Raw genomic sequence first — 24,712 nt, forward strand, 5'->3', positions numbered from 1 at the left:
TAAAATATAAGAACTTATTATAATTTAATTATAATAAGTTCTTTTTTTGTATATATATTAATATAGCCTTTTACAGGAGGTGATTAATATAAAAAAGATAAGTATTAATTTTGATGATGATTCAAATAAAACTATTTTCTTTCAAGTTTCACAAGAAGAAAGAAAAGTTGATATTCACATTTACACAGATTTTAATGAAGATTTTCAAGTATGTATTATAAACCCAAATAATAAAAGATCTAAATTTATTTCAAATGATATGCCAATTATAAAAAATAAAATAGATAATATTAAAATAAAGGGAGAGACATATATATTTAATGAAAATAGTTACCATAAGAAAATAAGAATTACATTAGTAGCAAATGATGAAAAAGAAAATATATGTGAAGGTAAATGGAAACTTTTATTTATACCTAAGGATAAAGTAAGAGGAACAATTAATGTTTATGTTAATTCTTCTAATTATTTTTATGATTTAAAAAAGCTTATGAAGTTAAATAGACAGTTGCCATCGTATTTTAATACTACGAATAACTATGTTATTTTATATAAACCAGGTTTTGAAGAAGGTTTAAAAGAAATAGCTCCTAATTACGATTTTTTAAAAATAAGTGATGACTTAGGTGTGCTATCTGCATATGTTAATCATCAAGATATAAATTCAGTAGAAACGTTAAGAAATGTATTATCTATTAATAGTATAGATAGAATTTTAAGCCTTGTAAGCCCAAACTCACTTTCAATTATTACACAAGGAACCACAAATGGTGTTAATGCAAATGAAGAAATAGGAGTAAATTTTTTTAAAAAAAATCCAAACTTATCTTTAAGTGGAAAAGGAGTACTAATTGGTTTAATTGATACAGGGATAGATTATTTACATCCAGATTTTATATACGATGATAACACGACAAAAATTGTATCATTATGGGATCAAAGTAAAGATGGTAAACCTCCACAAGGGTTTTACATTGGCAGTGAATATACTAAAGATGATATAAATAATGCAATACTAAATAATGACAATTCATTATCAATTGATGATGAGGGTAGTGGAACAATGTTAGCAGGAATATGCGCTGGAATGGGAAAAGTAAATGAAAATTATGTAGGTGTAGCTGAAGACGCAGAGTTAATAATAGTAAAAATGGGAAAATTTAATGGAAATTATAATAATGCAATGGTAACTGCAGGATTTGAGTATGTTAAGAAAAAAGCCAGAGAACTTCAAAGGCCAGTTGCAGTTAATTTTGGATTCGGAAATAATAGCCTTGCGGGAGTATCGGATAGAGATTTAAGTGATTTAACTTTTTATGAAAAAGGAGTTTCTTTAGTAAATGCAGCGGGCAATGAAGGAAATACAGATACTCATAATAGTGGAAGGTTATTATATAAAAATGATGTAAAAACCATAGAATTAGAAGTTAGTAATTTTGAAGAAAGTATTAATATTGATATATGGCTTAATAAACCAGATATAGCAAGAGTAGCTGTATTATCACCTAGTGGTGAATTAACTAGAGATGTAGATGTATCTATATATAGTACAATAGTTGGAATTTTGGACTTAGAAGCTACAATTTATTCAATCACATATATATTTCCTACTTTATTTTCTGGACAACAACAAGTTATAATTAAATTAACTAATGTACCAAAGGGTATCTGGAAAATAATATTAACTGGACAATATATAATAGATGGCGAATATAATGCTTATTTGCCAAATCGAGCGACATTGAAACCAGGTACAAAATTTACTAACTCAGACCCAAATAAAACTATAAATTATCCTGCTACATACAACGACAATATTACTGTAGGTGCCTATAATACTATTGACAATAGTATATGGCCATCATCATCTAGAGGCAACACTATAAGTAATATTCTTAAACCAGATATTGTAGCACCAGGAGTAAATATAATTGCCCCATATCCAGGAGGTGGATATGCAACTGTAACAGGAACTGCACCAGCGGCAGCTTATACATCAGGTTGTATAGCGTATTTATTGCAACACAATTTTGTAAATGAAAATTATCCTAGATTAGGATTCGTTCAAGAAGTAAGGACATATTTAAGAGCTGGGGCTACAAGACTTGATAATATATCATATCCTAATAATAATTTAGGCTATGGTTTTTTAAATATAAGAGGAGCATTTTACCAATTGAGGTAGGTGAAAAGTTATAGGAGTATAATTACAAATTTAATTACCTACCTAGATATTTTTATTGATTTAGATACTCACAATTTTATATTTATATAAGGTTTAGGAAATGAAGAAAGAAAACAGCTAGACCTAAGGAGTTATTAGTTATAAAATCATTGGATTTAATATGAATATCAAATATAAGAGACATTATAACACGCTAAAGAACTCCTAAAAACTTTGAATTCTAAATTAAAATAAAAAATATAAGGACCTATTATAATTTAATTATAATAAGTTCTTTTTTTGTATATATATTAATATAGCCTTATACAGGAGGTGATTAATATTAAAAATATAAGTATTAGTTTTGATGCTGATTCAAATAAAACTATTTCCTTTCAAGTTTCACAAGAAGAAAGGAAAGTTGATATTCACATTTATGCAGATTTTAATGAAGACTTTCAAGTATGTATTATAAACCCAAATAACAAAAGATCTAAATTTATTTCGAATTATATACCTATTGTAAAAAATAAAATAGATAATGTGAAAATAAAAGGAGAGACTTATATATTTAAGGAAAATAGTTACATTAAGAAAATAAAAATTACATTATCAGTAGATGATGAAAAAAAATATATATGTGAAGGTAAATGGAAACTTTTATTTGAATTTAAGGAAAAAATAAGAGGAATAATTAATTTGTATATTAATTACTCCAGTGAATTTTATGATTTTAAAAAATTTATGAAACTAAATAGACAATTGTCTATGAAATTAAAGAGACAATTGCCATCGTATTTTAATACTAAGGCTGACTTTGTTATTTTATATAAACCAGGTTTCGAAGAAGAGTTAAAAGAAATAGCTCCTAATTATGAGTTTTTAAAAATAAGTGATAGATTAGGAGTATTATTTGCATACGTTAATCATCAAGATATCAATTCAGTAGAGACGTTTAAAAAAGTACTATCTATTAGTAGTATAGATGTAACTCTAAATCTTGCAATATACAACTCCCTTTCCATTATTTCAAAGGGAACTACAAATGGTGTTAACGCAAATGAAGAAATAGGAGTGAATTTTTTTAAAAATAATCCAAACTTATCTTTAAATGGAAAAGGAGTATTAATTGGTTTAATTGACACAGGAATAGATTATTTACATCCAGATTTTATATATGATGACAATACAACAAAGATTGAATCATTATGGGATCAAAGTAAAGATGGAAAACCTCCGCAAGGATTCTATATCGGCAGCGAGTACACAAAAGAAGATATAAATAATGCAATACTAAATAATGACAAGTCATTATCAGTTGATGATGAGGGAAGTGGAACAATGTTGGCAGGAATATGTGCTGGAATGGGAAAAGTAAATAAAAATTATGTAGGTGTGGCTGAAGGTGCAGAGCTAATAATAGTAAAAATGGGAAAAGTTGACGGAAATTATAATAATGCAATGGTAACTGCAGGATTTGATTATATTAAGCAAAAAGCTAAAGAACTTCAAAAGCCAGTTGTAGTTACTTTTGGATTTGGAAGTAATAGCCTTGTGGGAGTATCACAAAGAGATTTAACAGATTTAACTTTTTATGAAAAAGGAGTTTCCTTAGTAAATGCAGCAGGAAATGAAGGAAATACTGATACTCATAATAGTGGAAGGTTATTATACAAAAATGATGTAAAATCTATAGAATTAGAAGTTAGTGATTTTGAAGAAAGTATTAATATTGAGATATGGCTTAACAAACCAGATATAGCAAGAGTAGCGTTATTATCACCTAGTGGTGAATTAACTAGAGATGTAGATGTATCTATTGTTAATACAATAGTTGGAATATTGGACTTAGAAGCTACAATTTATTCAATCACATATAGATTTCCTACATTATTTTCTGGCCAACAACAAGTTATAATTAAACTAACTAATGTACCAAAGGGTATTTGGAAAATAATATTAACAGGAACATATATCATAGATGGAGAATATAATGCATACTTATCAAACCGTGCATCTTTGAAACCAGGTACAAAATTTACTAACTCAGATCCAAATAAGACTATAAATTATCCTGCCACATATAATGATAATATTACTGTAGGTGCCTATAATACTATTGATAATAGTATATGGCCATCATCTTCTAGAGGTAATACTATAGATAATCAATTGAAGCCAGATATTGTAGCACCAGGAGTAAATATAATTGCATCATATCCAGGAGGTGGATATGCAACTGTTACAGGAACTGCACCAGCAGCAGCTTATACATCAGGTTGTATAGCGTATTTATTACAAAATAATTTTGTAAACGAAAATTATCCTAGACTAGCATATGTTCAAAAAATAAGAACATATTTAAGGGCTGGAGCTACAAGATTTGATAATATATCATATCCTAATAATAATTTAGGTTATGGTTTTTTAAATATAAAAGGTGCATTTTACCAGTTGAGGTAGGTGAAAAATACATGAGTAAATCTTATACTATTATATATTCCGGGAATATAGCTGATGGGCTAACTAGAAATAATATAACTAACTTTATGATATTAAATAATAGGCTGGCAGTAGTATATGAAGATGATCTATTTGACGAAAATATACTAGCTGCTATTCCACAAGTTTCTTATTATACAAGAGAAGAAGAAATGAGCTCACTTATAAATATAACTAATAGATTAGATATTGGAGAAACAGTACGAGAAGCTTCGGGAATAAATTACATTTATACAAATCCTTATATTACATCTAGCGGAAAAGGCATACTAATAGCAATAATAGATTCCGGTATAGAGTATCTTCATCCTGACTTTATAAATAATGATAGAACTAGCAAAATAGTATCTATATGGGATCAAAGTAGCAATAAAAAGCCACCTCCAAAGGGAGCAATATTTGGAAGTGAATTTACAAGAGAAGACATAAATAATGCGATTAAAGAAAATAATGATACTTTGACAAAAGATGATGTAGGTACAGGGACCATTGCAGCAGGAATATGTAGCGGAAGAGGAAATTTGAATTCTAATTATTCAGGGGTAGCAGTTAATAGTGAATTAGTAGTTGTAAAGCTTAGAGAATACGAGGATAGATTTAAATTAGGTATAAAAAATTATATTGATACTGATTTTTTAGCTGCAATAAACTATGTTTTAAATGTAGCACAAAAAGAAAACAAGAGTATAATTATAAATTTAACAGTAGGGTCTAAAACTTCATCAGGAAATTTGACTACTCACTTAGATACTTTTATTGATTTAAGTAGATCAAATATTATACTTGTATCAGGTGCAGGAAATGAAGGAAATACTGATATTCATTATAAAGGAAGTTTTAATAATGAACCTTATCTTGATACAAAAATACAAGTTGGAGAACAAAAATCCTTAGATATAAGTGTATTAGGTATAGGTCCAGATAAAATTGGCTCTATGATTATATCTCCATCAGGAGAGTTAAGTTTTAGATTAACCTATGCTCCGGACAATTATGTTTACTATGGAAAATTTAACTTAGAAAATACAACCTATACCATGAGAATAATATACCCTTATTTTTTTACTGGAAATCAGTTATTAAAGATATTTTTAGATGATATTAAACCAGGTATTTGGACTTTAAGATTATACCCAGAATTTACTATAAGTAAGGAGTTTCATATTTATCTTCCTAATAAAAATTTAATTTCAAATAATACAAGATTTATAGACCCGAACTCATTTTTTACAATAACTAAATTTGGCTTTGGAGAAAATGTAATCACAGTAGGAGCTTATGACAGCAAAACTTCTAGTCTATGGGTAGGCTCTTCTAAAGGTTCTACAGGAGAGCAAAGGCAAATAAAGCCAGATATAGTAGCTCCTGGTGTAGATTTAATATCTACATTTATAAATAAATCTTACACTACATCTACAGGAACGGGCGTTAGTAGTTCTCTAGTATGTGGTGCACTAGCTGTAATTATGGAATATGTAGGAGAACAAGGTGAATTTGAGAAAAGTCGTCTGACTACAAAAGTTTTAAAAACTTTTTTAATGTTAGGTGCAGATAAACAAGATATATACATTTATCCAAATGAATCATATGGTTATGGAAATTTAGATTTAAAGAGTACAATAGAAGCTATTGCAAATCTTCTATAATTTAATTACTTTATCTAATATAAATAATTTTTAATTTTGAAAATCAAATTATTTGACTAGATCAATATAAAGAATTATATTTAACTATAGAAAGAAGAAAATTTAAGGAGTGAATGAAGTAGATGATCAATAGTGGACTTGTAATTGAAGGTGGAGGTATGAGAGGGGTATATACTGCGGGGGTATTAGATTTTTTTATGGAGAAAGATTTATATTTTGAAGATTGCTATGCCGTGTCAGCAGGCGCTTGTCATGCAGCTAGTTATTACTCAAAACAAATAGGGAGATCATTAAAAGTAATATTAGATTACATTAATGATAAAAGATATTGTAGTGTTAATAGTTTAATAAAAACAGGTGATATGTTTGGGGCTGAAATGCTTTATGATACAATTCCAAATGAATTGGTATTATATGACTATGATGCTTTTAATAAATTTAAGGGTAATTTTTATTCAGTTATTACAAATTGCAAAACTGGAAAAGCTGAATATGTAAAAATAAAGGATATGAAAAGGGATATAGTTGCTGTTAGGGCATCTAGTTCATTACCTTTACTTTCTAGAATTGTAGAAATAAATGGTGAAGAATATTTAGACGGAGGTATTAGCGATTCTATTCCAATAAAAAAGTCCATAGAAGATAATCATAAAAAAAATGTAGTAATATTAACGAGAGATAAGACTTATAGAAAGACCAAGGCTGTTTTTTTACACTTATTTAAAATAAAATATAAAAAATATCCAAACTTAGTGAAATCAATTGAAAATAGATATAAAATGTATAATGAAACCATAGATTTTATTGAAAAAAAAATAAAAAGTGGTGAAGTTTTTGTAATACAATCAAAAGGGCCAGTAAGTATTAGTAGAGTGGAAAAAGATAAGACAAAACTAAAAGATCTTTATAATGAAGGTTACAACGATGCAAAAGAATGTTATGAGGATTTAATAAAATTTATAAACGAAAAATAAAAAGCACTAATTAAGTGCTTTTTATTTTTATTAAATAGTTTTCCAAATTAATTTATTATCTATAAACTCAATATCAATTTTTCCTTGGTCATATAGATATGATAAAAAGGAACGTAAAGTACTACCTATTAAAACATATTGATTAAAATCCATTTTTAAATTATAAAATGAAAACACTCTTTGTAAAATTTCTTCAAAGATTAAATTATCCTCACAAAATTCACAAATTTTATAACAAATTTCTTTTACTTTATTAATATTTATATCGACTAAATAAGAAATATCTTCATAATTATCTGCGTGGGATGGGATAAATAACTTGCCTTTAAAGTTTTTTACTTTGTCTAATGTGTTTAAATATTCTTTTACATCATAAATAAAAGATAGATGGTACTTATTTATTATATTTTCACCAAATAAACAATCACCAAGAAAATATATATTATCATCAGTTTTAATTCCAATCATTTGAAAAAAATGACCAGGAAGATTAATATATTCTAGGCCCCTTGGAAGATTCTTATCCACATTACCAGTTATATTGCTTGCAGTTGCCATTAAAAATTTATTTCTTAGTTCTTTGCAAGGATATCCGCCATATAAAAACGACGGCTCTAAAATTGGGTAAGAAGTAAAAGTATTTTCTATTGGTGTTGATATTATTTCACAGTTCCATTTTTTTTGTAAAAAATTATTACCACCAATATGATCTCCGTTGGAATGAGTATTAATTATAAGTTTTAAATTACATCCATTTTCATTTAAAAGTTTATTTATTTTCCTTCCAGCATCTTTGTCATTACCACTGTCTATTAAACACACATCCTTATCACTTATCTTATAAATTCCTATTTTTACAGGACAATTTATATAATAGGTATTTTCACCTACTTGAACTAATTCGTACATATTAACACCACCTTTTATCTTGCAAGTATATACAAAGATTGTATAGAAAATTCATTATTAAAACAACATAAGTTGAATGTATACAAATTTGTTAGTATCAAAGTAAGAAATTAATGAAATATTAATAATGAATTAAGGTATAATTAAGAAAACTTTGTTATAATTCATAAATGTAATAAGATAATCTATTTGGAAGTAAGTCAGGAGGGAGAAATTAAGATGAATAAGGAAGAAAATTCAAATAAAAGTAAATATGATAATTACTCAAAAGAAGATGGAAGCTTAAATATAAAAGAAAATATTAATTATTTTACTATAGAAAAAGATAATAATATTAATTGTCCTAAATGTGAAAATTCAGTTAGTAAAAAAGATATTTATTGCAAAAACTGTGGTGAAATTTTGGCAAATATTAAAAGTAAAAGAGAAAAATTTATAAATCAAGAAGGGGAGAAAACAAGATTTAAAGATATAGCATCTAATTTTGATTTAATAAATGGATTAAAGGCATCAGGTTTAGCCATTGCAATATTATTTGCTTTTTCTTTAATAATTAAATTTATATTATTTGGAAGCAATAATCAAATTAATGAATTAATAAACCCCTTACATATTATGCTTTTTAGTAATTTAGCTAGTGTGAATGTTTTTATGTCACTTTTTATGAATAGCACTCAATCAAGTGTTAACTTTGGATTTTTGATTTTATTAATATTACCAATTGTATCACTAATATTACCATATAAAATATTTATTAAAAAAAGAAATACATCTTTTATAGCACATGTAAAAAATTCTTTAGGAGTAGCGGTAATATATGCTCTTATATTATGTGCAATATCTAAAGTATCTCAAGTAGAAGTTAACTTGCCTAGCGGATTTAATCAAAATGGATATGGAATCTTATTTGGATTTAGTACACTAAATGTTTTATTTAAAGGATTCATAATAAGTTTTATTTCCACTTTATTTATGGGAATGAAAAAAGAGTATGAAAAAGAAAATATAATTTCAGGTTTATTAAAAATAGCTTTAAAAACTATTTTCATTGGATATGCTTTAGTATTTATAATATCTGTAGTACTTAATTTTGCAAATATAAATTACGTTTTTGATTTAGGATTAAACTCTTATACAAATAATATATCTTTAGGTGTACTTTTAAGTCAACTTTCTATGTATTTGTGGGCATTTGCAAATTTAGTACCTGTAAGCCTTGGTAGTGGATATTTATCAATATTATCTTTATTTAATTCTAATATTTCCTTAGATTTAATTTTACTTTTAGGAGCAATGATGGCTTTGTCAGCTTTAATATTTATAATAGTTGGATGTAAAATAGAAAGTAAATATAAAGATAAAAGTATAAAACCAGTAATAATATTTAGTGCATGTTATGCAGTAATTATGTCTATAATTGGTTTTTTGACAACTATTTATATAGGGAATAATGCAGCATCTATGTTAAGTTATTTAAGCGCTATACAAATGGGGTTCAACTTTATAATAGGATTGATTATTTCATTTATATATAGTTTAATAATGACTTTAATTGGTTATAAATTAAATATTTTTAATTAAATTTGGAGGAAGAAGATGAAGGATATGAAATTTTCTAATATACAAAAAGAATCAGAAAAAATAAAAATAAAAAAAAATATCAATGATTATGAAGATTTGAAAGCACAGGCATTATTAAAATTAGGAATAATGACTTATGATAAAATAAGAAAAGGTGAAATAATTGACGAAGAATTTACATTATTATGCGATGAAATAAAAGGTTTTGATATAGAAATTTATACAAAATATATGCAACTTAGAAGTTTTGAAAATAAAAGTAACAAGATAGTTTGCCAATGTGGATATGTTGCTTTTAAAAACGAAAAGTTTTGTCCTCAGTGTGGAAAAAGTTTAATTGAAGAAGAAGAGTCTTATATAATTTGTAAACACTGTAATCAAGAAACAGAAAAGGATTCAAACTTCTGTGCATGTTGTGGTAGCAAAATAAAAGAAGAACCTATACATTATGATGATGAAGTTTATTTTGTAAATGAAGAAGTAAAGATTAAAGATACTATAATTGAAGAGGTACCAGAAGTAAGTATGATAGAAGAAGATTTTGGAAAAAATTTTTTAAAGGAAAAAGAAGAAATAGCGTTAGAAGAAGATAATTTTGAAAATGAAATAGTTGAACATAATAATATTATAGAAACAGATTGTATAGAAATTGAAGGAAGAGAATTTTTAAAAGATCACCAAGACAATAGACCAGAATAAAATAAAAATAAGAGATATGAAAAGTTAATAATTAAGCTTTTTATATCTCTTATTTTTGTATTATAGCAATTGTTATTTACAATATTGTAAATAATAATTATTATATTATAATAATTGTAAGAAATTTGATTTATTTATTAAGATGAAATGATTAAATTTATATGATAGAATATAATGTAGTGAAAAATTTTGGAGGGATAATATGAAAAGAAGGAAAGCAAAGTCAAACAGTGAAAGTAAATATGATACTTTTAGCATTACTATGGAGTTAGAAAGACCTTTGCTTTACAATGATGAAAATAATGCAGACAAGAATAATAAGCTAAAAAAAGAGAATAAATCACAAACAAGAAAAAAAAGAATGATAACTCTTTTAACTGTATTAACTATATTTGTAATAGGTTTTTTCATATGGCTAAGCAATGGATACTCTTTACAAAAAGGAGACATGAAGTATTTGCAAAGTAACTCTAAAGTTGAGGTTACTGTAAAGGGGGACTACACATACTTTACGCCTAAGAATATAAGTGCAACAAAAGGATTTATTTTTTACCCTGGTGTAAGGGTAAATTCATCATCTTATGCAAAACTATGTAATGATGTTGCTAGTTATGGATATAAGGTAGTAGCTGTGGATATGCCTTTTAACTATGCTAATTTTGGGAAAAATAAGGCTAACGAAGTAATTGAAGATAATCCTGAAATTAAAAAGTGGGTTATAGGTGGAGACTCTCTTGGGGGGACTGTTGCTTGTGAATATGCAGTAAACAATAAAAATGTTGAAGGAATAGTATTAATATCATCATATCCAAGGGACAATATAAGTGAATTAGGTTTCAAGGTATTATCTCTTTGGGGAAGTAAAGATAATGTTGTAGATTATAAAGAATTAATTAATTCTAAAGGGCAATTACCAAAAGATACAAAATATGTAGAAATAGAAGGTGCTAACCACTCCCAATTTGCCAATTATGGAATGCATGGTGGAGATGGAGAAGCCTTAATAAGTAGTGATGAACAGATGGATATAACAGTGAGAAATATAGTTAATTTCTTATATAATATACAATAATAAAGAGTTTGCATTTAGCAAACTCTTTTATATTTGTTTGTAAAGTCCCATAGTCTCCCACTTACCTCTTTTTACATCCTTTTTAAGTCCATCTGCAAACCACTGCAGATCTTTTCTTCTAATTGCTTTAAATAAAATAAGCATAATAAAATAAATAAATAAATCTAATATAATACTTATAAAAATTGAGTTTTCAATATGTAAACAATAAAGAATAATTTTTGTTGCATAACTAGATAATGTTACAGATAAAGCTGGTTTTAAAATCCAATCAAGTATATCAAATTTTAGTTTTGTTACTTTTAATATTTTTATTACACCTAATGATGTATTAAATGTCGTACTTATAAATAAAACTAATACAAAACCCTTTATTCCATATTTAGGTATTAGGAAAGTTATTGCGCTAATTCTTACAAACATATCAATTATATTGTATTTTAATGTTGTAACCTGTAAGTCTAAAGCATTTAAACTACCGTCAACTATCTTATCTAAGTACATAAAAGGAATCAAAGGAGCTAAAATCTTAAGCAAATAACCAACTTCCTCGCTTTTATAAAGCCCTACTCCTAATTCGTTAGAAAAAACAATAAATATTCCTGTGGCAAATACGGCAATTAGCATGGTGAATTTAATTACTCTAGAAATTATATAATTTACAGTGTTTTTTTTGTTTAGAGCATTTGCTTCTGCAATTTCTGGAATAATCAATGTTGAAAAAGAAGCTAAAAATATAGAAGGAAATACTAGTAGAGGCATTGCCATTCCTTTTACCATACCAAAAATTGATAGTGACATAGATCCTGAAGAGCCATAGAGCCTTAAAGACTTTGGAATTAAAATATCTTCTACAGTTTTTAGAGAAGTTTGGATATATGAACTACAAGCTAAAGGTACGGCAACTCTTGTAATTTTAAAAAATGAATATTTATTTCTACTACTTTTACATAATGTAAAATGTTTCTTTTCAAATATGTATAATATGTAAGAATAAAATGCAGCACATATACTTCCAACAGAATTTCCCACAGCAATAAGAGCACAAGTGTAATCTAATCTTCCTGTTGAAAAAGATGTTATACATAGAGATACGATACTTATCATTACTAATGTTTCAATAATATCTGCGCTTATACATTTTATTACCTTTCTACAGCCATAGAAGTATCCATTTAAACAACAAGATATTCCAACAAAAGGTAGGGAACAAGATAGAATTTTTAATGGAATAATGGCCCTTTCATCTTGAATCCATGTTGTTGATATAAACTCGGATAAGTTAAATAATAAAATACCTGTTAATATACTGAAAAATAAGGTGTATAAAAGCCCTTTTATAATAATGTTTTTTACTAAATGTTCATTGCCTTTTCCTAGTTCTTCTGCAACAAGCCTTGTCATAGTAACTCTTATACCAGAGATAGCTAGCGTTTGACATACAACATTAATGCTCATAATAAGTTGAAATAAACCCATACCTTCTGCACCAATTTTATTAGATAGATAAACCCGAAAAGCCATGCCTATAAAACCAAGAGTCATAGTTGAAGCGGTGAGCAATATGACGTTTATCAGTAAGTTTCTTCTTTTCATAATTATCTCCTTGTAATATATAGAAAATATTATTTTAAATTTATATATTATTTATATGCGCTAAGGAGAATAAAAAGTATAAATAAAATATCTATTTAAATTTACAATTCTTGAAGATAAGTGTAAAAAAGTGTAAAATAACTAAAAGGGAATGTTTAAAAATACGACATTTTTTATTGGAAGTGATTCATTTGAGAGGAGATTTTTATGATGGGGACTTTATTAGACAAAGTTATTGGCAATGAAAAAAAAGCTTTTAAAAAACTTATGATAAAAAATAGTGAATATATATATAAATTAGCTTTTCTTCATACCAAGTATGAAGAGGATGCAGAAAAAATAATGAAAAGAACTGTTCTTTATATTAACAATAACTTTCATATGGTATGTAAATATGAAAGTTTTGAAAAGTATATGACAAAAGTTACTATAAAGCACATAAATGAATATTTAGAAGAAATAGGAATGGTAGAACAAGAAGATAATGACGACTTTATAGATGAAAATGGATGTATAGATATATTTAAAGGAATAGATTTATTAGATATTCATTTAAAGAATGTGGTTGTTTTAATATATTTTTATAATTTGTCTTATAAAGATGTTGGAGAAATTCTTAATATGGACGAAAGTACTGTAAAACTGTATCTTAGAAATTCCTTAAAATTTATGAAAGATAATGTAAAGGGGGATTTTGGAGATGACAAATGTGAAGCCAGATAAAAATCTTTTGAGCAATATAGATTTTGATAGTCTTGAAATAGAAAAAAATATAGATAAAGATATAGATAAGTATATAAAAGAGTTTAATGTAAATAATGCTGACCTTGATTTAATACATATTCCAAATAATCTTAAAACTAGTATAAAAATACCTTTTAAAGAAGCAAAAAAGGAAAAAAGAAAAAACCTAAGGTATAAAATACTGGATATTATTCTTGTTTTTATAATTTTACTACCGGTAATAGGAGCAATTTATCCAAAGGTTTTTATAAAAATTCCAAAAGTATATAGTGTTTTTAAAAATATAAATGAATTTATTCAAATTGATAATTTAAAGTCAATTATTGGGATTGGAAAAGAAGTTATTGAAGGGAGCGAATCTTCTTCTGTAGAAACTATTTATATAAAAGAGGAAGATATAGCAAAACCAAAAGGTAATAATGAGGCAATTAAACTTATTCATTCTCTAGCAAATACTTTAGTTGAAGCTGAATATAAATGGCAGTGTAGTGAAGTAACGCCCAAAACTATAGATTTGGCTTTGGAAGGTGTTGAAGAAATTAAAGATGATTATGATAGAATGCATCTAAGAAACTCTTTAACAAAATGGAAATCTGGAGATTTCTCTAATGCAGTAGAGGTGCATAATTATGTATGGGAAATGTTGGATGGAAATGTGGGTAAGGCAGAAGTATTAGATAAGGATAAAATACAAAGCATTCTAAATGAGTATTACTAAATGAAGGAGATTAAACATGGAAAAAAAATTAAATCATTTTGATTCAAATGGAAATGCTATAATGGTAGATGTTACGGAGAAAAATATTACAGAAAGACAAGCAATAGCAAGTGGAAAAATATTTGTAAACGATGAAACATTTGAAAAGATAGTTGAAGGCAATATGGCAAAAGGAGATGTCCTTGGAGTAGCTAGGGTAGCAGGAATAATGGCTACTAAAAAAACATCAGATTTAATTCCGATGTGCCATCCTTTAATGTTAACAAAGTCAAAAATAGATTTTAAATTTAATGAAGATGAAAAAAGCATTACAGCTATTTCTTTAGTTAAATTAGCAGGGAAGACAGGCGTAGAAATGGAAGCGTTGACAGGGGTTAATGTGGCACTTTTAACTATTTATGATATGTGCAAAGCTATAGATAAAAATATGGTAATCTCAGATATTCATTTAGTTGAAAAAACTGGTGGAAAATCTGGTAAGTTCGTATTCGAAGGAATTAATGATTAAAAATAGGCTCTATTATCTGTTTAGATAGTAGAGCTTATTTTTTATAAATTTATGAAATAACTGTATTACTATATGTTAACATAAAGAATTTCATTTCCAAAACTATTTATAAACTTAATCATATCATTATAACTTATAAAAACTGTTGAAGTATTTACATTAGGATGAACTCCTATAAGAGCTTGATTTTTTAAGTCATCATCTATAACAACATTTACGCAGTGATCCTCATCATTGATAATACCTAGAGGTGTAACAGCACCTTTTAAGAGATTTAAGTGTTTTTCTAATCTTTCTTCTGAAGCGAAACTTAGAGCACTAGATTGAATCTGTGATCTTATTGATTTTAAATCAGCTTTTTTATCTCCTTTTAGTACCACAAGATAATGACATTTTCCATTAGAGTTTTTCAAAAAAAGATTTTTTACCATATTTTCTTTTTCTTCCAAATTAAGATTTTCCGCCTCTTCAATAGTATAAACAGGAGGATGATCTACTATTTCATATTTAATATTTAGTTCATCTAATTTTTTTAAAACTTGTTCTTTCTTATCCATATATTTCTCCTAATTTTAATAGTTTATTTAAATTATAGTCATAGTTAAAAGTTTTGCAAAAGAAAAACTATTAAAATAATAATTTTATAGTTATAATTAACTAATAATGCTAAAGATAAACAATAAATAAATTGAAATGGAGAGAAAAATGGAAAAATTATTTTATGATGATTCATATATTAAAAATTTTACTGCTGAAATAGAGGAAGTTAAAGAAGTGGATAATAAGTATCATGTTTTGTTGAATAAAACAGCTTTTTTTCCAGGTGGTGGAGGCCAGTACTGCGATTTAGGTACTATAGATAATATATCTGTACTAGCTGTTTATGAAGAAAATGATAAAATTTATCATATATTAGATAAAAAACCAAATAGAATTCACAAGGTAAAATGTGAGATTGATTGGGATAGAAGAGAATATGGCATGCAACATCATTTTGGTCAACATGTTATATCCGCTTGTTTTAATAATGAATATAATGCAAAAACTGTAGGTTTTCATTTAGGAAAAGAATTTTCTACTGTTGATATAGAAGGATTTTTTAAAGAGAATGACATAATAAAAATAGAAAATATGTGTAATGAGATTATTAGAGAAAATATACCTGTAGAAATTCTAAATATAAATAAAAAAGAGGCTAAAAAATTAAAAATAAAAGATGATTTGTTTAGGTTGAGTAACGATATAAGAGTTGTAAAATTTGGAGATTTAGATATAAATTTATGTTGTGGTGTTCATGTGAAAAATACTTTAGACTTAAGAGTTATAAAAATAAAGAAATTTGAAAAATATAAAAAAGCAACAAGAATTGAATTTTTATGTGGAGCAAAGGCTATAAATGAAATGTTAAAAAGAGATAATTACTTAAATAAAATTTGTAAGTTACTTAGCAGCAATGAGGAAGATGCTTATAGAGGTATAGAAAATCTAAACAATAAATTGAGTGAAATAAATAAAGAAAATAAAAAACTGGAAGAAATAATAAGTAATTATGAAGTTAAAGAAATGATTGAAGAAGCTGAAAAGATTAACAACATGAATATTATAATTAAAACTTATGAAAATAAAAAAATGAACTACATAAACAAAATAGCAAATAAAATAACAGAAAGAGATGATAATATTGGATTATTAGCTTTAATAAATAATGATAAAATAAATTTATTATTTGCATGTTCAAAGAATCTAGAAAAAATAGATATGAATTTATTATTAAAAGATAGTATTAAATTAGTTGATGGTAAAGGTGGAGGGAGTAAAGTTCTTGCTCAAGGTGGAGGAAAAAATAATAATAATTTACCTTCATTATTTGATTACGTAAAAATCAAAATAAAATCAGTATAACATTAAATTGCTATTATTAAATAACTTATTATTTGAAAAGATGTCACATATTAAGTATAATAAGAAGTTGAATGAAAAAAACAACTATGAAAGGACCATAAAATATGAAGAAAGAACTATTTAATGGTAAAAGACTTAAAATAGCTAGAATATATAGAGGAAAAACTATAGATCAAGTATCTAAGGAAACAAATATAAATAAAAAAGATATATTAGCCTTTGAAGAAAATAAATATAAACCAACAGTGGAAAATGCATTAAAACTATCGAATGTACTACATTTTCCCAGAGATTACTTCTACAGAAATGAAAATATAAAAGTAAATGTAGAATCGGCTCATTTTAATCCACAATCAACTATACAAAGAAATGAAGAAATTTCATACAGAGAAAAGTTAGTAATGATACACAAACTTTACCTGTTCTTTGAAAACTATATTCAGTTTCCAGAATTACAACTTCCAGACAACTTAAATAAAAACTTATCTACTGAAGAATTGTCCAAAAGATGTAGGGAATTCTATGAATTAGGTGAAGAACCTTTAATAAATATGGTATCATTTATGGAAGCTATAGGAGTAGTAATTACTGATATGAATATAGATAGAAGAGGAGCTTCTCCATATTCTCAAAAACAAAGTATAGATGGAAAAGAAAAATATATAGTATCACTTGGCCATGATAAAAATTCTTTAGCTGTAAGAAATTATGATTTAGCTTATGAATTTGCATTTATAATAAGCAATGAGTTAAATATACCAGCTAAAAGATTTAATAAAGATGACTTTGCTTCTGCTATTTTATTACCAAGAAACAGATTAATAGAAGAATTAGACAACCCTAATGAATTAGAATCGTATTTAGAAGTTAAATCTAAGTTCATGGTACCACTTACTATAATTTTATATAGATCATATGCATTAGGATTAATCAATTATAAAAAATATAATTATTTAATGAACCAAATAAGTAAAAATGGATGGCATAAAGAAGAGCCTTTGGACAATGTTAAAGCAACTCATCCAACATGTCTTAGAAAAGCATATAAATTACTACTAGATAACAATATAGTAAGTAAAAATACATTAATGGAAAAGCTATACAATGAAAATATGATTTTGTATGGTGATGATTTGGAGAAACTAATGGGACTCAAAGAGGGTTCTCTAGCTGATAAAAAAGATGTAAAAGTTCTAAGTTTTAATAACAAAAATAATAAATAATTAATAACAAGAGAGTATCAATAATTGATACTCTCTTGTTATTTAGTAATACTTTTTATAGAATAGTACTTTTTAAGATATTTCATTTTCTAAGTCTATTAAAAATTCTATATTAATATCATCAATACGAACTACATGTTTATTATATTCTTTCTCCGGTGTATTATCGTCGAAATGTTTAACTATGTAAGATGGTTAATACAACTGGGTTCATCTAATTTCTTTAGCTATTCAATGTAATTATCTATAGTTTTATAAAGAGTATTTAAATATAATTGTCTTTTGTGAGGCATACTTAAATATTTTGTACTTATTTCATCGCGAGAATATCCAAGGTGAGTGCCACAATCACAATATTCCTCTGCTAATCTAAAAAAATATAATCATCATGTGATTTTTTACAGGAAATAAAGCTAATGATTAAAATGTATAATCTATGGGATATGGTATTTTAATGATATTGATATAAATTTTACATTATAATATTTTTTCTAATGGCTTAAATAAAAAATCACACACTTATTTCAACACCATTAATAAATTAGCTTAATTACTTATATTTATTATTTTTCATTTAATTCGTATAAATCTTTTCTTCTATGATAAAGTAGAGGGAGTTCCTCTCTGACCTTATCTACATAATTTAAATCAATTGTATAAGTAACTAAATTTTCTTCTTCAGTTAATTCTTCAAGTATCTCACCAAATGGAGAAACTATTAAAGAATGACCATAAGAAATATAAGATGAATGATAATCTCTAGCAGGAGAACATCCAATGGTGAAAACTTGATTATCTATAGCCCTAGATTTAAACATAATATGCCAATGGGCAGGGCCTGTAGTCATATTGAAAGATGCAGGAACTATTATAGTCTTAACTCCCTTATCTACCATAAGTCTTGCAAGTTCAGGAAATCTAAAATCATAACAAATACATAAGCCTATTTTACCAAACTCTGTGTCAAATACAGTTACCTTATTGCCAGCAGATAAAGTATCTGATTCTTTGAACTTTTGTTTATTTTTTATGTCGATATCAAATAAGTGAATTTTTCTATGCTTTCCTATTTTTTCTCCTTGTCGATTAAAAACATAAGAAGTATTGTAAATATTATTTCCTTCTTTTTCTGGAATTGAACCAGCCACTAAATATATATTATTTGTTTTTGATATATTTGATAAGAAATTAAATGATTTACCATTCTCCTCTTCAGCATAAATGGGGAAATTACATGGAGCATAAGGACAAGAAAACATTTCTGGCAAAATAACAATATCAGGTCTTTCAATAGAAATTTTTGAGACTAATTGAGAAGCCTTCATCAGATTTTGTTCTTTATTGTCGCAAACTTTCATCTGAATTAGTCCTATTTTTAACTTGCTCATATTTTACCTCCTAAAAAGCTTAATATATGTTATATTGTGGTATATTTTCTCAAATAAAACAAGTATATCTATAATTATATAATAGAATTATTTTTTTCAGTTGAATTAATAAGTTTTTTAAGATACAATTATAAATAATTAGAATTTTCGCATAATAACATTATTAAATATTTTATGCCTATAAAAATTAATTTACTATAAAGATTAAAAATCAACTCTATTGGGGAAAATAAATAAAATTTACCAAGGAGTTGATTTTTTATGGAAAAAACTGCAATGTTTGCAGGGGGATGCTTCTGGTGTATGGTTGAACCATTTGAAAAGTTAAAAGGTGTAAAGGAAATAAAAGTAGGTTATAGTGGAGGTACAAACAAAAATCCAACCTTTAATATAGTTTTAAAAGAAGATAACAAACATTTTTTAGTTGTAAAAATTATTTATGATGATGAGATTTTAACTTACAATGAACTACTTGAAGTTTACTTTGATTCTGTAGATCCAACTGATGAAGAAGGACAGTTTGGAGATAAATCATATTGCTTTAAAACTGCTATTTTTTACTATGATATAGATCAATGGAGACAGGCTCAAAAGTATATTGAAGATTTAGAAGAAAATAATATATTTGGGGATTTAATTGCAATAAGATTATATGAAGCTAAAACCTTTTATGAAGCAGAAGACTTTCACCAGAATTTTTATAAAAAGAATCCCATACTATACAGAGAATATTTAAGATTTTCTGGAAGATATGAATACTTAAAAAGAAGTTATGCCAAGAGGAATTTAAGTGAGTTACAATATGAGGTAACGCAAAATAAATTAAGAGAAAAACCTTTTAAAAATCAATACTGTAATTATTTTAGTGAAGGAGTTTATGTAGATGTATTAGATAATACTCCTTTATTTTCATCAAAGGATAAAATAAATAAAAACTATGGGTGGCCTACATTTTCAAAAGCGATAAACAATAACTTAATAAAACTTATAAAAGATGAGGAAATAGTAAATAAAATTGAAGTAAGAAGTAAAAAAAGTGACATACACCTAGGTTATGTCTTAAATGATACGCTAAAAGATTTAAGAAATAATATTCTTTCAATTAATTCAGCAGCTATAAAATTTATACCAGAAAATAAATAATTTTAAATTACTTAAAAATATTATTATTTTAATATAATTATAAAATACTAGGTATTTGCTATGGACATCAAATTTTAGAAGATGTACTTGGAGTAATGGTAGGTATTTTATTAACAGAAGATAGTGAAAATGATAGATTGCTTGGGGGCTACCTAAAATATTGAAAGGATATGAGGCCCATTCTCAAAGCATATTACAATTACCACAACTCCACCCAGAATTTTTAGTAGACATAACTAAAGAATATATAATGGTGTTGAAGAACAAAACTATGGTGGAATTTTATTAGAAAGATTTATAGAAATTGTAAATGAGGTCTAAAAATTTAAAAATACCTTAATTTGAGAACTAAATATATTGAAAATCCAATGATTATATGCAATAATTAAATTTAACAAAAGTAATAGATAAGGGGGATTTTATTAATGGAAAAACTTACAATAAACCAAGGCATGATTAAAGTAGCAGAAATAGAAAGAAATTATAGATATAAGTCACCGAGTGTCATAAATAGAAAAAAAGCCAGCATTACGTATATACTAGAAGCTGATGGAACAAGGTTTGATTGTGATGAGAAATTTGATTTTAATAAAGAACTTAATGAGCTTATGTCCTTATCTAATAAAATAGAAAAAATAAAAACAGCTATTGCTTATGCGAACAATACTACAGAAATACAAGTACTAGGAGAAACAACAACTATCCAAGGTGCTCTAAATAAAGTTAAGTTAAAAAGAGAATTAGCTTTTGAGCTTGAAGAGTTATTACAAAATGTAAAGGTTAGCAAAGAAAGAAAAGTGGATGCTGCAGCAACTTCTGTATATTATAAAGTTACGGAATTAAATTTTGACAGAGTAGATATGGAAAAATTAATAAAAAATCTAAATAAAGAAGTAATAGAATTAGAAGTAGCTATTAATAAAGCTAACAATGAAACTTATATAAATATTGATTAGTTTATTATTATATGAGGTGTAAATCTCATACTTATAATAAAATATGCTTAGATGGATAATAATATTGTACATAAGTGTTTTGGATAACTATGAGGTAGTTATAATTATATATGATTTTATATTTTACAATTTACAACTAAAATATTAATTACAATTTAACCTTATAAATTACAATTAAAACATTTAGTAAAAGAAAATTAAAAATATAATCTAGAGATAAATCCATCTAATGCATATAAAGGACATCATAAAATATTATGATGTCCTTATTTATTGCAATAAATTATTCTTTTTCCCAAGCAATCATTACAAAATCTTTCCCAGTTTCTTTTTTTACTTCAGCTTCAGCTTTTTTTATTGCAGCCTCCTCTGTTTTTGTAATAGATGCTATTTGATAATTTTTTTCAGCCATAGACAATCCTCCATAAAAACTATATTTTTAATAGTATATGAAAAATTAAAAATATAATTAGTGAACTTTTACCAAAAAAAAACTAAAATTAAAATTTTATAAGATTTTTTTAATTAATATGTTTAAAATTAAATGAAATTAAGATAAGATATTAATAAATGGATAATTATGGTGAATTTATATAGCGAAAACTAAATTTGTGGGGGAGAAAAATGATTAATAAAAAAAATAAATATGCAATAGCAGCATTATCAGCCACATCTGCAATTTGCGCCTTAGGGACAAGCAATATACATGCAGATTCTAAGACAGGAGAAGTGACAGCACATTCACTTAATGTTAGAAGTGGACCATCGACATCATATAATGCTATCGGAGGATTAAGTAAAGGAGATAAGGTCGATATTTTATCTTCAAAAGATGGTTGGTATCAAATCAAGTATAAAAGTAAAGATGGATGGGTAAGTGGAGATTATATTACCACAAAAACTTCTTCAAATAGTTCACCGACTACAGAGAAAAAACTTGTTGCAACTTGGGGTGTAAATGTAAGAACAGGTGGTTCAACAAAGTATAAGATAATAGGATATATTAAAAAAAATAGTACTGTAGAAATGCTTGGTGTTGCTAGTAGTGGATGGTATAAAGTTAAATTAAGTGATGGAACTATAGGGTATTCTAGTAATAAATATTTAAAAGAAAGTAATAGCAATTCAGGAAACAATTCTAATGGTTCAAATAATAATGTTACAGTTATAGATAGTTTAATAGCTACTGCAAATTTAAACGTAAGAAGTGGAGCATCAACATCAAATAGCATTATAGGAATAGTTTATAAAGGTGATAAAGTAAGTATAGTTGAACGTACTAATAGTAATTGGTATAAAGTTAAGTTATCAAATGGAAAAGTTGGTTATTGTTCTTCTGCATATTTAAAATCACAAGGTGAATTAGATTCAGTGACTAATAAACCAGGAAGTTCTGATGATATATCCTATAGTATGCAAGTTAAAGCATATGCTTATTGTACTGGAACTATAACAGCTACAGGTACAAAGCCTACATTTGGTAGAACGATAGCTGTAGATCCAACAATTATTCCTTATGGTACTAGAGTATACATACCTGAATTTGATAAAACTTTTGTTGCAGAAGATTGCGGTGGAGGAATAAAAGGAAATAAAATAGATATTTATATGAATACAGAAAAAGAGTGTTTAAATTGGGGAGTGCAAAATATAACAATATATATTTTAAAGTAAAAGCTAAGTTTTTCTTAGCTTTTTTTATGTAAAAATATATCTTATTTTCTTGATATAATTTATAGCTAAATTATAATTTGCAAGCTAGGAAAATGTTTACAAATTGTAAATCAAAAGTTACAAAGAAGAAAAAAGTATAAAAAGATTTGTTTTAAAATGATATTTGTATAACTGTTGCAAATACTTATATACGGTTATAAGTATAAAATGGAAAAAATGTATTCATGTTACTTATTTGTAACTATTTTCTAAAAAAGGCTTTAAAAAGTTACTAAAATGTAATATTATATATGTATAGGAACAATAAAATATAGATTAAAGACGAAATAATTTTCAGTGAGAAAACAACCTTAAAAATTAATATAGGGGGAAAATATATGTTTAAAAAGACTTTAAAAGTTACTGCCATAGTAGGAGCATTAGTAATGATTATGGGTATTATAAATCCAATAGAGGTAGATGCTGCAACTGTAAATGCAACAGCAACAGCGACAATTAATGTTAGATCTGGTGCTTCAACTAAATATAAATCAATAGGAAAAATTAAAAAAGGAACAAAAGTTAAAATACTATCTACTAAAAACGGATGGTATAAAGTTAAGTATAGCAATAAGACAGGATGGTCTAGTGGAAAATATATAAAAAAATCAAGTTCATCTTCAAATGTTAAAAAGAAAATAACGGTTAAAGCTTATGCATATACAGGTGGAGGATATACATCTACAGGAACTAAGGCAAAGTATGGAACTTTAGCAGTAGATCCAAAGGTTATACCATATGGAACAAAGGTGTATATAAAAGAACTGGATAAAGTATTCACAGCAGAAGATTGTGGTGGAGGAATAAAAGGAAATAAAATAGATATATACATGAACTCTTCAGCAGCTTGTAGAAATTGGGGAGTTAAAACAATAACATTACAAATATTAAAATAAAAAACAAAAGCAAGGCTAATCCTTGTTTTTATTTTTTATAAAATATAAATTGCAAAATAAATAATTTAATATAGGAACAATATAATTAATTTGTCATATAATATACTGTAAATAACTTTATAATAAAATTATTGTATAGGAGATGTATTATATGGCAAAGGTTACAAAACCTGTCACTGATGTAGGTAAGGAAGTTATAAATGGAGTAGGAAATGTGGCGAAAGAAACTATAAATACAGGCGTAAATGTTGGAAAAGATGTAATAAATGGAGTAGGAAATGTGGCAAAAGAAACTATAAATACTGGTGTAAATGTTGGAAAAGCTGTTAAAGATAATGTGAAAGATGCAAAGAATAATATAAAAAAATAAGGTGCTAA

Annotated in this window: 22 protein-coding genes; 17 read left to right on the forward strand and 5 right to left on the reverse strand. The window is 26.2% G+C overall.

Translation table 11 applies throughout. The features are described 5' to 3' along the window. Window positions 1-79 precede the first annotated feature (79 nt). The 4 genes from TEGL_RS06610 (at window position 80) to TEGL_RS06625 (ending at window position 7,286) form a co-directional block, all read left to right on the forward strand. Window positions 80-2,185: a S8 family peptidase gene (locus TEGL_RS06610; RefSeq protein ID WP_018589413.1), complete on the forward strand. Its 2,106-nt coding sequence runs from the start codon at window positions 80-82 to the stop codon at window positions 2,183-2,185. 312 nt (window positions 2,186-2,497) lie between these two features. Continuing rightward, window positions 2,498-4,627 carry a S8 family peptidase gene (locus TEGL_RS06615; RefSeq protein WP_018589414.1) on the forward strand — a complete coding sequence of 710 codons (2,130 nt, stop codon included), beginning with the start codon at window positions 2,498-2,500 and terminating at the stop codon, window positions 4,625-4,627. Between the two features lie 11 nt (window positions 4,628-4,638). Further along, window positions 4,639-6,312 carry a bile acid germinant receptor pseudoprotease CspC gene (cspC, locus tag TEGL_RS06620; RefSeq protein WP_018589415.1) on the forward strand — a complete coding sequence of 558 codons (1,674 nt, stop codon included), beginning with the start codon at window positions 4,639-4,641 and terminating at the stop codon, window positions 6,310-6,312. Between the two features lie 122 nt (window positions 6,313-6,434). After that, a complete protein-coding gene (locus tag TEGL_RS06625) occupies window positions 6,435-7,286 on the forward strand; it encodes a patatin-like phospholipase family protein (RefSeq protein WP_018589416.1) in 852 nt (283 codons plus the stop codon). A 30-nt stretch (window positions 7,287-7,316) separates the two neighbouring features. Here the strand turns inward: TEGL_RS06625 and TEGL_RS06630 are convergent, their stop codons facing one another. Next, on the reverse strand, window positions 7,317-8,195 hold the full coding sequence (locus TEGL_RS06630) for an MBL fold metallo-hydrolase (RefSeq protein WP_018589417.1): 879 nt from the start codon (window positions 8,193-8,195) through the stop codon (window positions 7,317-7,319). Between the two features lie 219 nt (window positions 8,196-8,414). Between TEGL_RS06630 and TEGL_RS06635 the strand changes: the two genes are divergently transcribed. The 3 genes from TEGL_RS06635 (at window position 8,415) to TEGL_RS06645 (ending at window position 11,547) form a co-directional block, all read left to right on the forward strand. After that, on the forward strand, window positions 8,415-9,776 hold the full coding sequence (locus tag TEGL_RS06635) for a hypothetical protein (RefSeq protein ID WP_018589418.1): 1,362 nt from the start codon (window positions 8,415-8,417) through the stop codon (window positions 9,774-9,776). A gap of 15 nt (window positions 9,777-9,791) precedes the next feature. Beyond that, complete coding sequence (locus TEGL_RS06640; protein ID WP_018589419.1) at window positions 9,792-10,475, forward strand: zinc ribbon domain-containing protein; 684 nt, start codon at window positions 9,792-9,794, stop codon at window positions 10,473-10,475. A gap of 202 nt (window positions 10,476-10,677) precedes the next feature. Then, window positions 10,678-11,547 (forward strand): alpha/beta hydrolase, encoded by an 870-nt coding sequence (locus tag TEGL_RS06645; RefSeq protein ID WP_018589420.1) that lies wholly within the window; start codon window positions 10,678-10,680, stop codon window positions 11,545-11,547. A 27-nt stretch (window positions 11,548-11,574) separates the two neighbouring features. Here the strand turns inward: TEGL_RS06645 and TEGL_RS06650 are convergent, their stop codons facing one another. Continuing rightward, window positions 11,575-13,143: an oligosaccharide flippase family protein gene (locus tag TEGL_RS06650; RefSeq protein WP_018589421.1), complete on the reverse strand. Its 1,569-nt coding sequence runs from the start codon at window positions 13,141-13,143 to the stop codon at window positions 11,575-11,577. 207 nt (window positions 13,144-13,350) lie between these two features. On the opposite strand from TEGL_RS06650, the gene TEGL_RS06655 reads away from it, so the two are divergent. Genes TEGL_RS06655 through moaC form a run of 3 tightly spaced genes read left to right on the forward strand, consistent with a single transcriptional unit; the run spans window position 13,351 to window position 15,113 of the window. Further along, window positions 13,351-13,866, forward strand: a complete 516-nt coding sequence (locus TEGL_RS06655) for an RNA polymerase sigma factor (RefSeq protein WP_081617833.1) — start codon at window positions 13,351-13,353, stop codon at window positions 13,864-13,866. After that, a complete protein-coding gene (locus TEGL_RS06660) occupies window positions 13,844-14,605 on the forward strand; it encodes a DUF6241 domain-containing protein (protein WP_018589423.1) in 762 nt (253 codons plus the stop codon). The genes TEGL_RS06655 and TEGL_RS06660 overlap by 23 nt, the downstream gene beginning before the upstream one ends. Before the next feature lie 16 nt (window positions 14,606-14,621). Then, on the forward strand, window positions 14,622-15,113 hold the full coding sequence (gene moaC / locus TEGL_RS06665) for a cyclic pyranopterin monophosphate synthase MoaC (protein ID WP_018589424.1): 492 nt from the start codon (window positions 14,622-14,624) through the stop codon (window positions 15,111-15,113). Window positions 15,114-15,181: 68 nt separating this feature from the next. Here moaC and TEGL_RS06670 read toward each other — a convergent pair whose 3' ends face one another. Further along, window positions 15,182-15,670: a prolyl-tRNA synthetase associated domain-containing protein gene (locus tag TEGL_RS06670; protein ID WP_018589425.1), complete on the reverse strand. Its 489-nt coding sequence runs from the start codon at window positions 15,668-15,670 to the stop codon at window positions 15,182-15,184. A 148-nt stretch (window positions 15,671-15,818) separates the two neighbouring features. Here TEGL_RS06670 and TEGL_RS06675 point away from each other — a divergent pair, with 148 nt between their 5' ends. Continuing rightward, a complete protein-coding gene (locus TEGL_RS06675) occupies window positions 15,819-17,015 on the forward strand; it encodes a DHHA1 domain-containing protein (RefSeq protein ID WP_018589426.1) in 1,197 nt (398 codons plus the stop codon). 104 nt (window positions 17,016-17,119) lie between these two features. After that, window positions 17,120-18,238, forward strand: a complete 1,119-nt coding sequence (locus TEGL_RS06680) for an XRE family transcriptional regulator (protein WP_018589427.1) — start codon at window positions 17,120-17,122, stop codon at window positions 18,236-18,238. 563 nt (window positions 18,239-18,801) lie between these two features. Here the strand turns inward: TEGL_RS06680 and TEGL_RS06685 are convergent. Next, window positions 18,802-19,626 carry a carbon-nitrogen hydrolase family protein gene (locus TEGL_RS06685; protein ID WP_018589428.1) on the reverse strand — a complete coding sequence of 275 codons (825 nt, stop codon included), beginning with the start codon at window positions 19,624-19,626 and terminating at the stop codon, window positions 18,802-18,804. A gap of 261 nt (window positions 19,627-19,887) precedes the next feature. On the opposite strand from TEGL_RS06685, the gene msrA reads away from it, so the two are divergent. Together msrA and TEGL_RS06695 are read left to right on the forward strand one after the other, a co-directional pair. Then, a complete protein-coding gene (gene msrA, locus TEGL_RS06690) occupies window positions 19,888-20,769 on the forward strand; it encodes a peptide-methionine (S)-S-oxide reductase MsrA (RefSeq protein ID WP_018589429.1) in 882 nt (293 codons plus the stop codon). A 425-nt stretch (window positions 20,770-21,194) separates the two neighbouring features. Then, window positions 21,195-21,725: a hypothetical protein gene (locus tag TEGL_RS06695; protein WP_018589431.1), complete on the forward strand. Its 531-nt coding sequence runs from the start codon at window positions 21,195-21,197 to the stop codon at window positions 21,723-21,725. Window positions 21,726-22,008: 283 nt separating this feature from the next. Here TEGL_RS06695 and TEGL_RS06700 read toward each other — a convergent pair whose 3' ends face one another. Then, window positions 22,009-22,137: a hypothetical protein gene (locus TEGL_RS06700; protein WP_018589432.1), complete on the reverse strand. Its 129-nt coding sequence runs from the start codon at window positions 22,135-22,137 to the stop codon at window positions 22,009-22,011. 212 nt (window positions 22,138-22,349) lie between these two features. On the opposite strand from TEGL_RS06700, the gene TEGL_RS06705 reads away from it, so the two are divergent. The 3 genes from TEGL_RS06705 (at window position 22,350) to TEGL_RS06715 (ending at window position 24,704) form a co-directional block, all read left to right on the forward strand. Next, a complete protein-coding gene (locus tag TEGL_RS06705) occupies window positions 22,350-23,399 on the forward strand; it encodes an SH3 domain-containing protein (RefSeq protein ID WP_018589433.1) in 1,050 nt (349 codons plus the stop codon). 377 nt (window positions 23,400-23,776) lie between these two features. After that, window positions 23,777-24,334: a 3D domain-containing protein gene (locus TEGL_RS06710; RefSeq protein WP_018589434.1), complete on the forward strand. Its 558-nt coding sequence runs from the start codon at window positions 23,777-23,779 to the stop codon at window positions 24,332-24,334. A gap of 151 nt (window positions 24,335-24,485) precedes the next feature. Beyond that, window positions 24,486-24,704, forward strand: coding sequence for a hypothetical protein (locus tag TEGL_RS06715; protein WP_018589435.1), 219 nt, complete (start codon window positions 24,486-24,488; stop codon window positions 24,702-24,704). The last annotated feature ends 8 nt before the right edge of the window (window positions 24,705-24,712 follow it).

The organism is Terrisporobacter glycolicus ATCC 14880 = DSM 1288, from assembly GCF_036812735.1.
GTDB classification, from domain to species: Bacteria; Bacillota; Clostridia; order Peptostreptococcales; family Peptostreptococcaceae; genus Terrisporobacter; species Terrisporobacter glycolicus.

What these genes read in the sequence shown, in the direction of transcription:
- TEGL_RS06685 (WP_018589428.1), bottom strand. Translation starts at nt 19,626, where the DNA reads ATGAGCAAGTTAAAAATAGGACTAATTCAGATGAAAGTTTGCGACAAT.
- TEGL_RS06680 (WP_018589427.1), top strand. Translation starts at nt 17,120, where the DNA reads ATGAAGAAAGAACTATTTAATGGTAAAAGACTTAAAATAGCTAGAATA.
- moaC (WP_018589424.1), top strand. Translation starts at nt 14,622, where the DNA reads ATGGAAAAAAAATTAAATCATTTTGATTCAAATGGAAATGCTATAATG.
- TEGL_RS06695 (WP_018589431.1), top strand. Translation starts at nt 21,195, where the DNA reads ATGGAAAAACTTACAATAAACCAAGGCATGATTAAAGTAGCAGAAATA.
- TEGL_RS06640 (WP_018589419.1), top strand. Translation starts at nt 9,792, where the DNA reads ATGAAGGATATGAAATTTTCTAATATACAAAAAGAATCAGAAAAAATA.
- TEGL_RS06715 (WP_018589435.1), top strand. Translation starts at nt 24,486, where the DNA reads ATGGCAAAGGTTACAAAACCTGTCACTGATGTAGGTAAGGAAGTTATA.
- TEGL_RS06670 (WP_018589425.1), bottom strand. Translation starts at nt 15,670, where the DNA reads ATGGATAAGAAAGAACAAGTTTTAAAAAAATTAGATGAACTAAATATT.
- TEGL_RS06625 (WP_018589416.1), top strand. Translation starts at nt 6,435, where the DNA reads ATGATCAATAGTGGACTTGTAATTGAAGGTGGAGGTATGAGAGGGGTA.
- TEGL_RS06635 (WP_018589418.1), top strand. Translation starts at nt 8,415, where the DNA reads ATGAATAAGGAAGAAAATTCAAATAAAAGTAAATATGATAATTACTCA.
- TEGL_RS06705 (WP_018589433.1), top strand. Translation starts at nt 22,350, where the DNA reads ATGATTAATAAAAAAAATAAATATGCAATAGCAGCATTATCAGCCACA.
- TEGL_RS06710 (WP_018589434.1), top strand. Translation starts at nt 23,777, where the DNA reads ATGTTTAAAAAGACTTTAAAAGTTACTGCCATAGTAGGAGCATTAGTA.
- TEGL_RS06655 (WP_081617833.1), top strand. Translation starts at nt 13,351, where the DNA reads ATGATGGGGACTTTATTAGACAAAGTTATTGGCAATGAAAAAAAAGCT.
- TEGL_RS06700 (WP_018589432.1), bottom strand. Translation starts at nt 22,137, where the DNA reads ATGGCTGAAAAAAATTATCAAATAGCATCTATTACAAAAACAGAGGAG.
- TEGL_RS06630 (WP_018589417.1), bottom strand. Translation starts at nt 8,195, where the DNA reads ATGTACGAATTAGTTCAAGTAGGTGAAAATACCTATTATATAAATTGT.
- TEGL_RS06645 (WP_018589420.1), top strand. Translation starts at nt 10,678, where the DNA reads ATGAAAAGAAGGAAAGCAAAGTCAAACAGTGAAAGTAAATATGATACT.
- TEGL_RS06650 (WP_018589421.1), bottom strand. Translation starts at nt 13,143, where the DNA reads ATGAAAAGAAGAAACTTACTGATAAACGTCATATTGCTCACCGCTTCA.
- TEGL_RS06660 (WP_018589423.1), top strand. Translation starts at nt 13,844, where the DNA reads ATGACAAATGTGAAGCCAGATAAAAATCTTTTGAGCAATATAGATTTT.
- msrA (WP_018589429.1), top strand. Translation starts at nt 19,888, where the DNA reads ATGGAAAAAACTGCAATGTTTGCAGGGGGATGCTTCTGGTGTATGGTT.
- cspC (WP_018589415.1), top strand. Translation starts at nt 4,639, where the DNA reads ATGAGTAAATCTTATACTATTATATATTCCGGGAATATAGCTGATGGG.
- TEGL_RS06675 (WP_018589426.1), top strand. Translation starts at nt 15,819, where the DNA reads ATGGAAAAATTATTTTATGATGATTCATATATTAAAAATTTTACTGCT.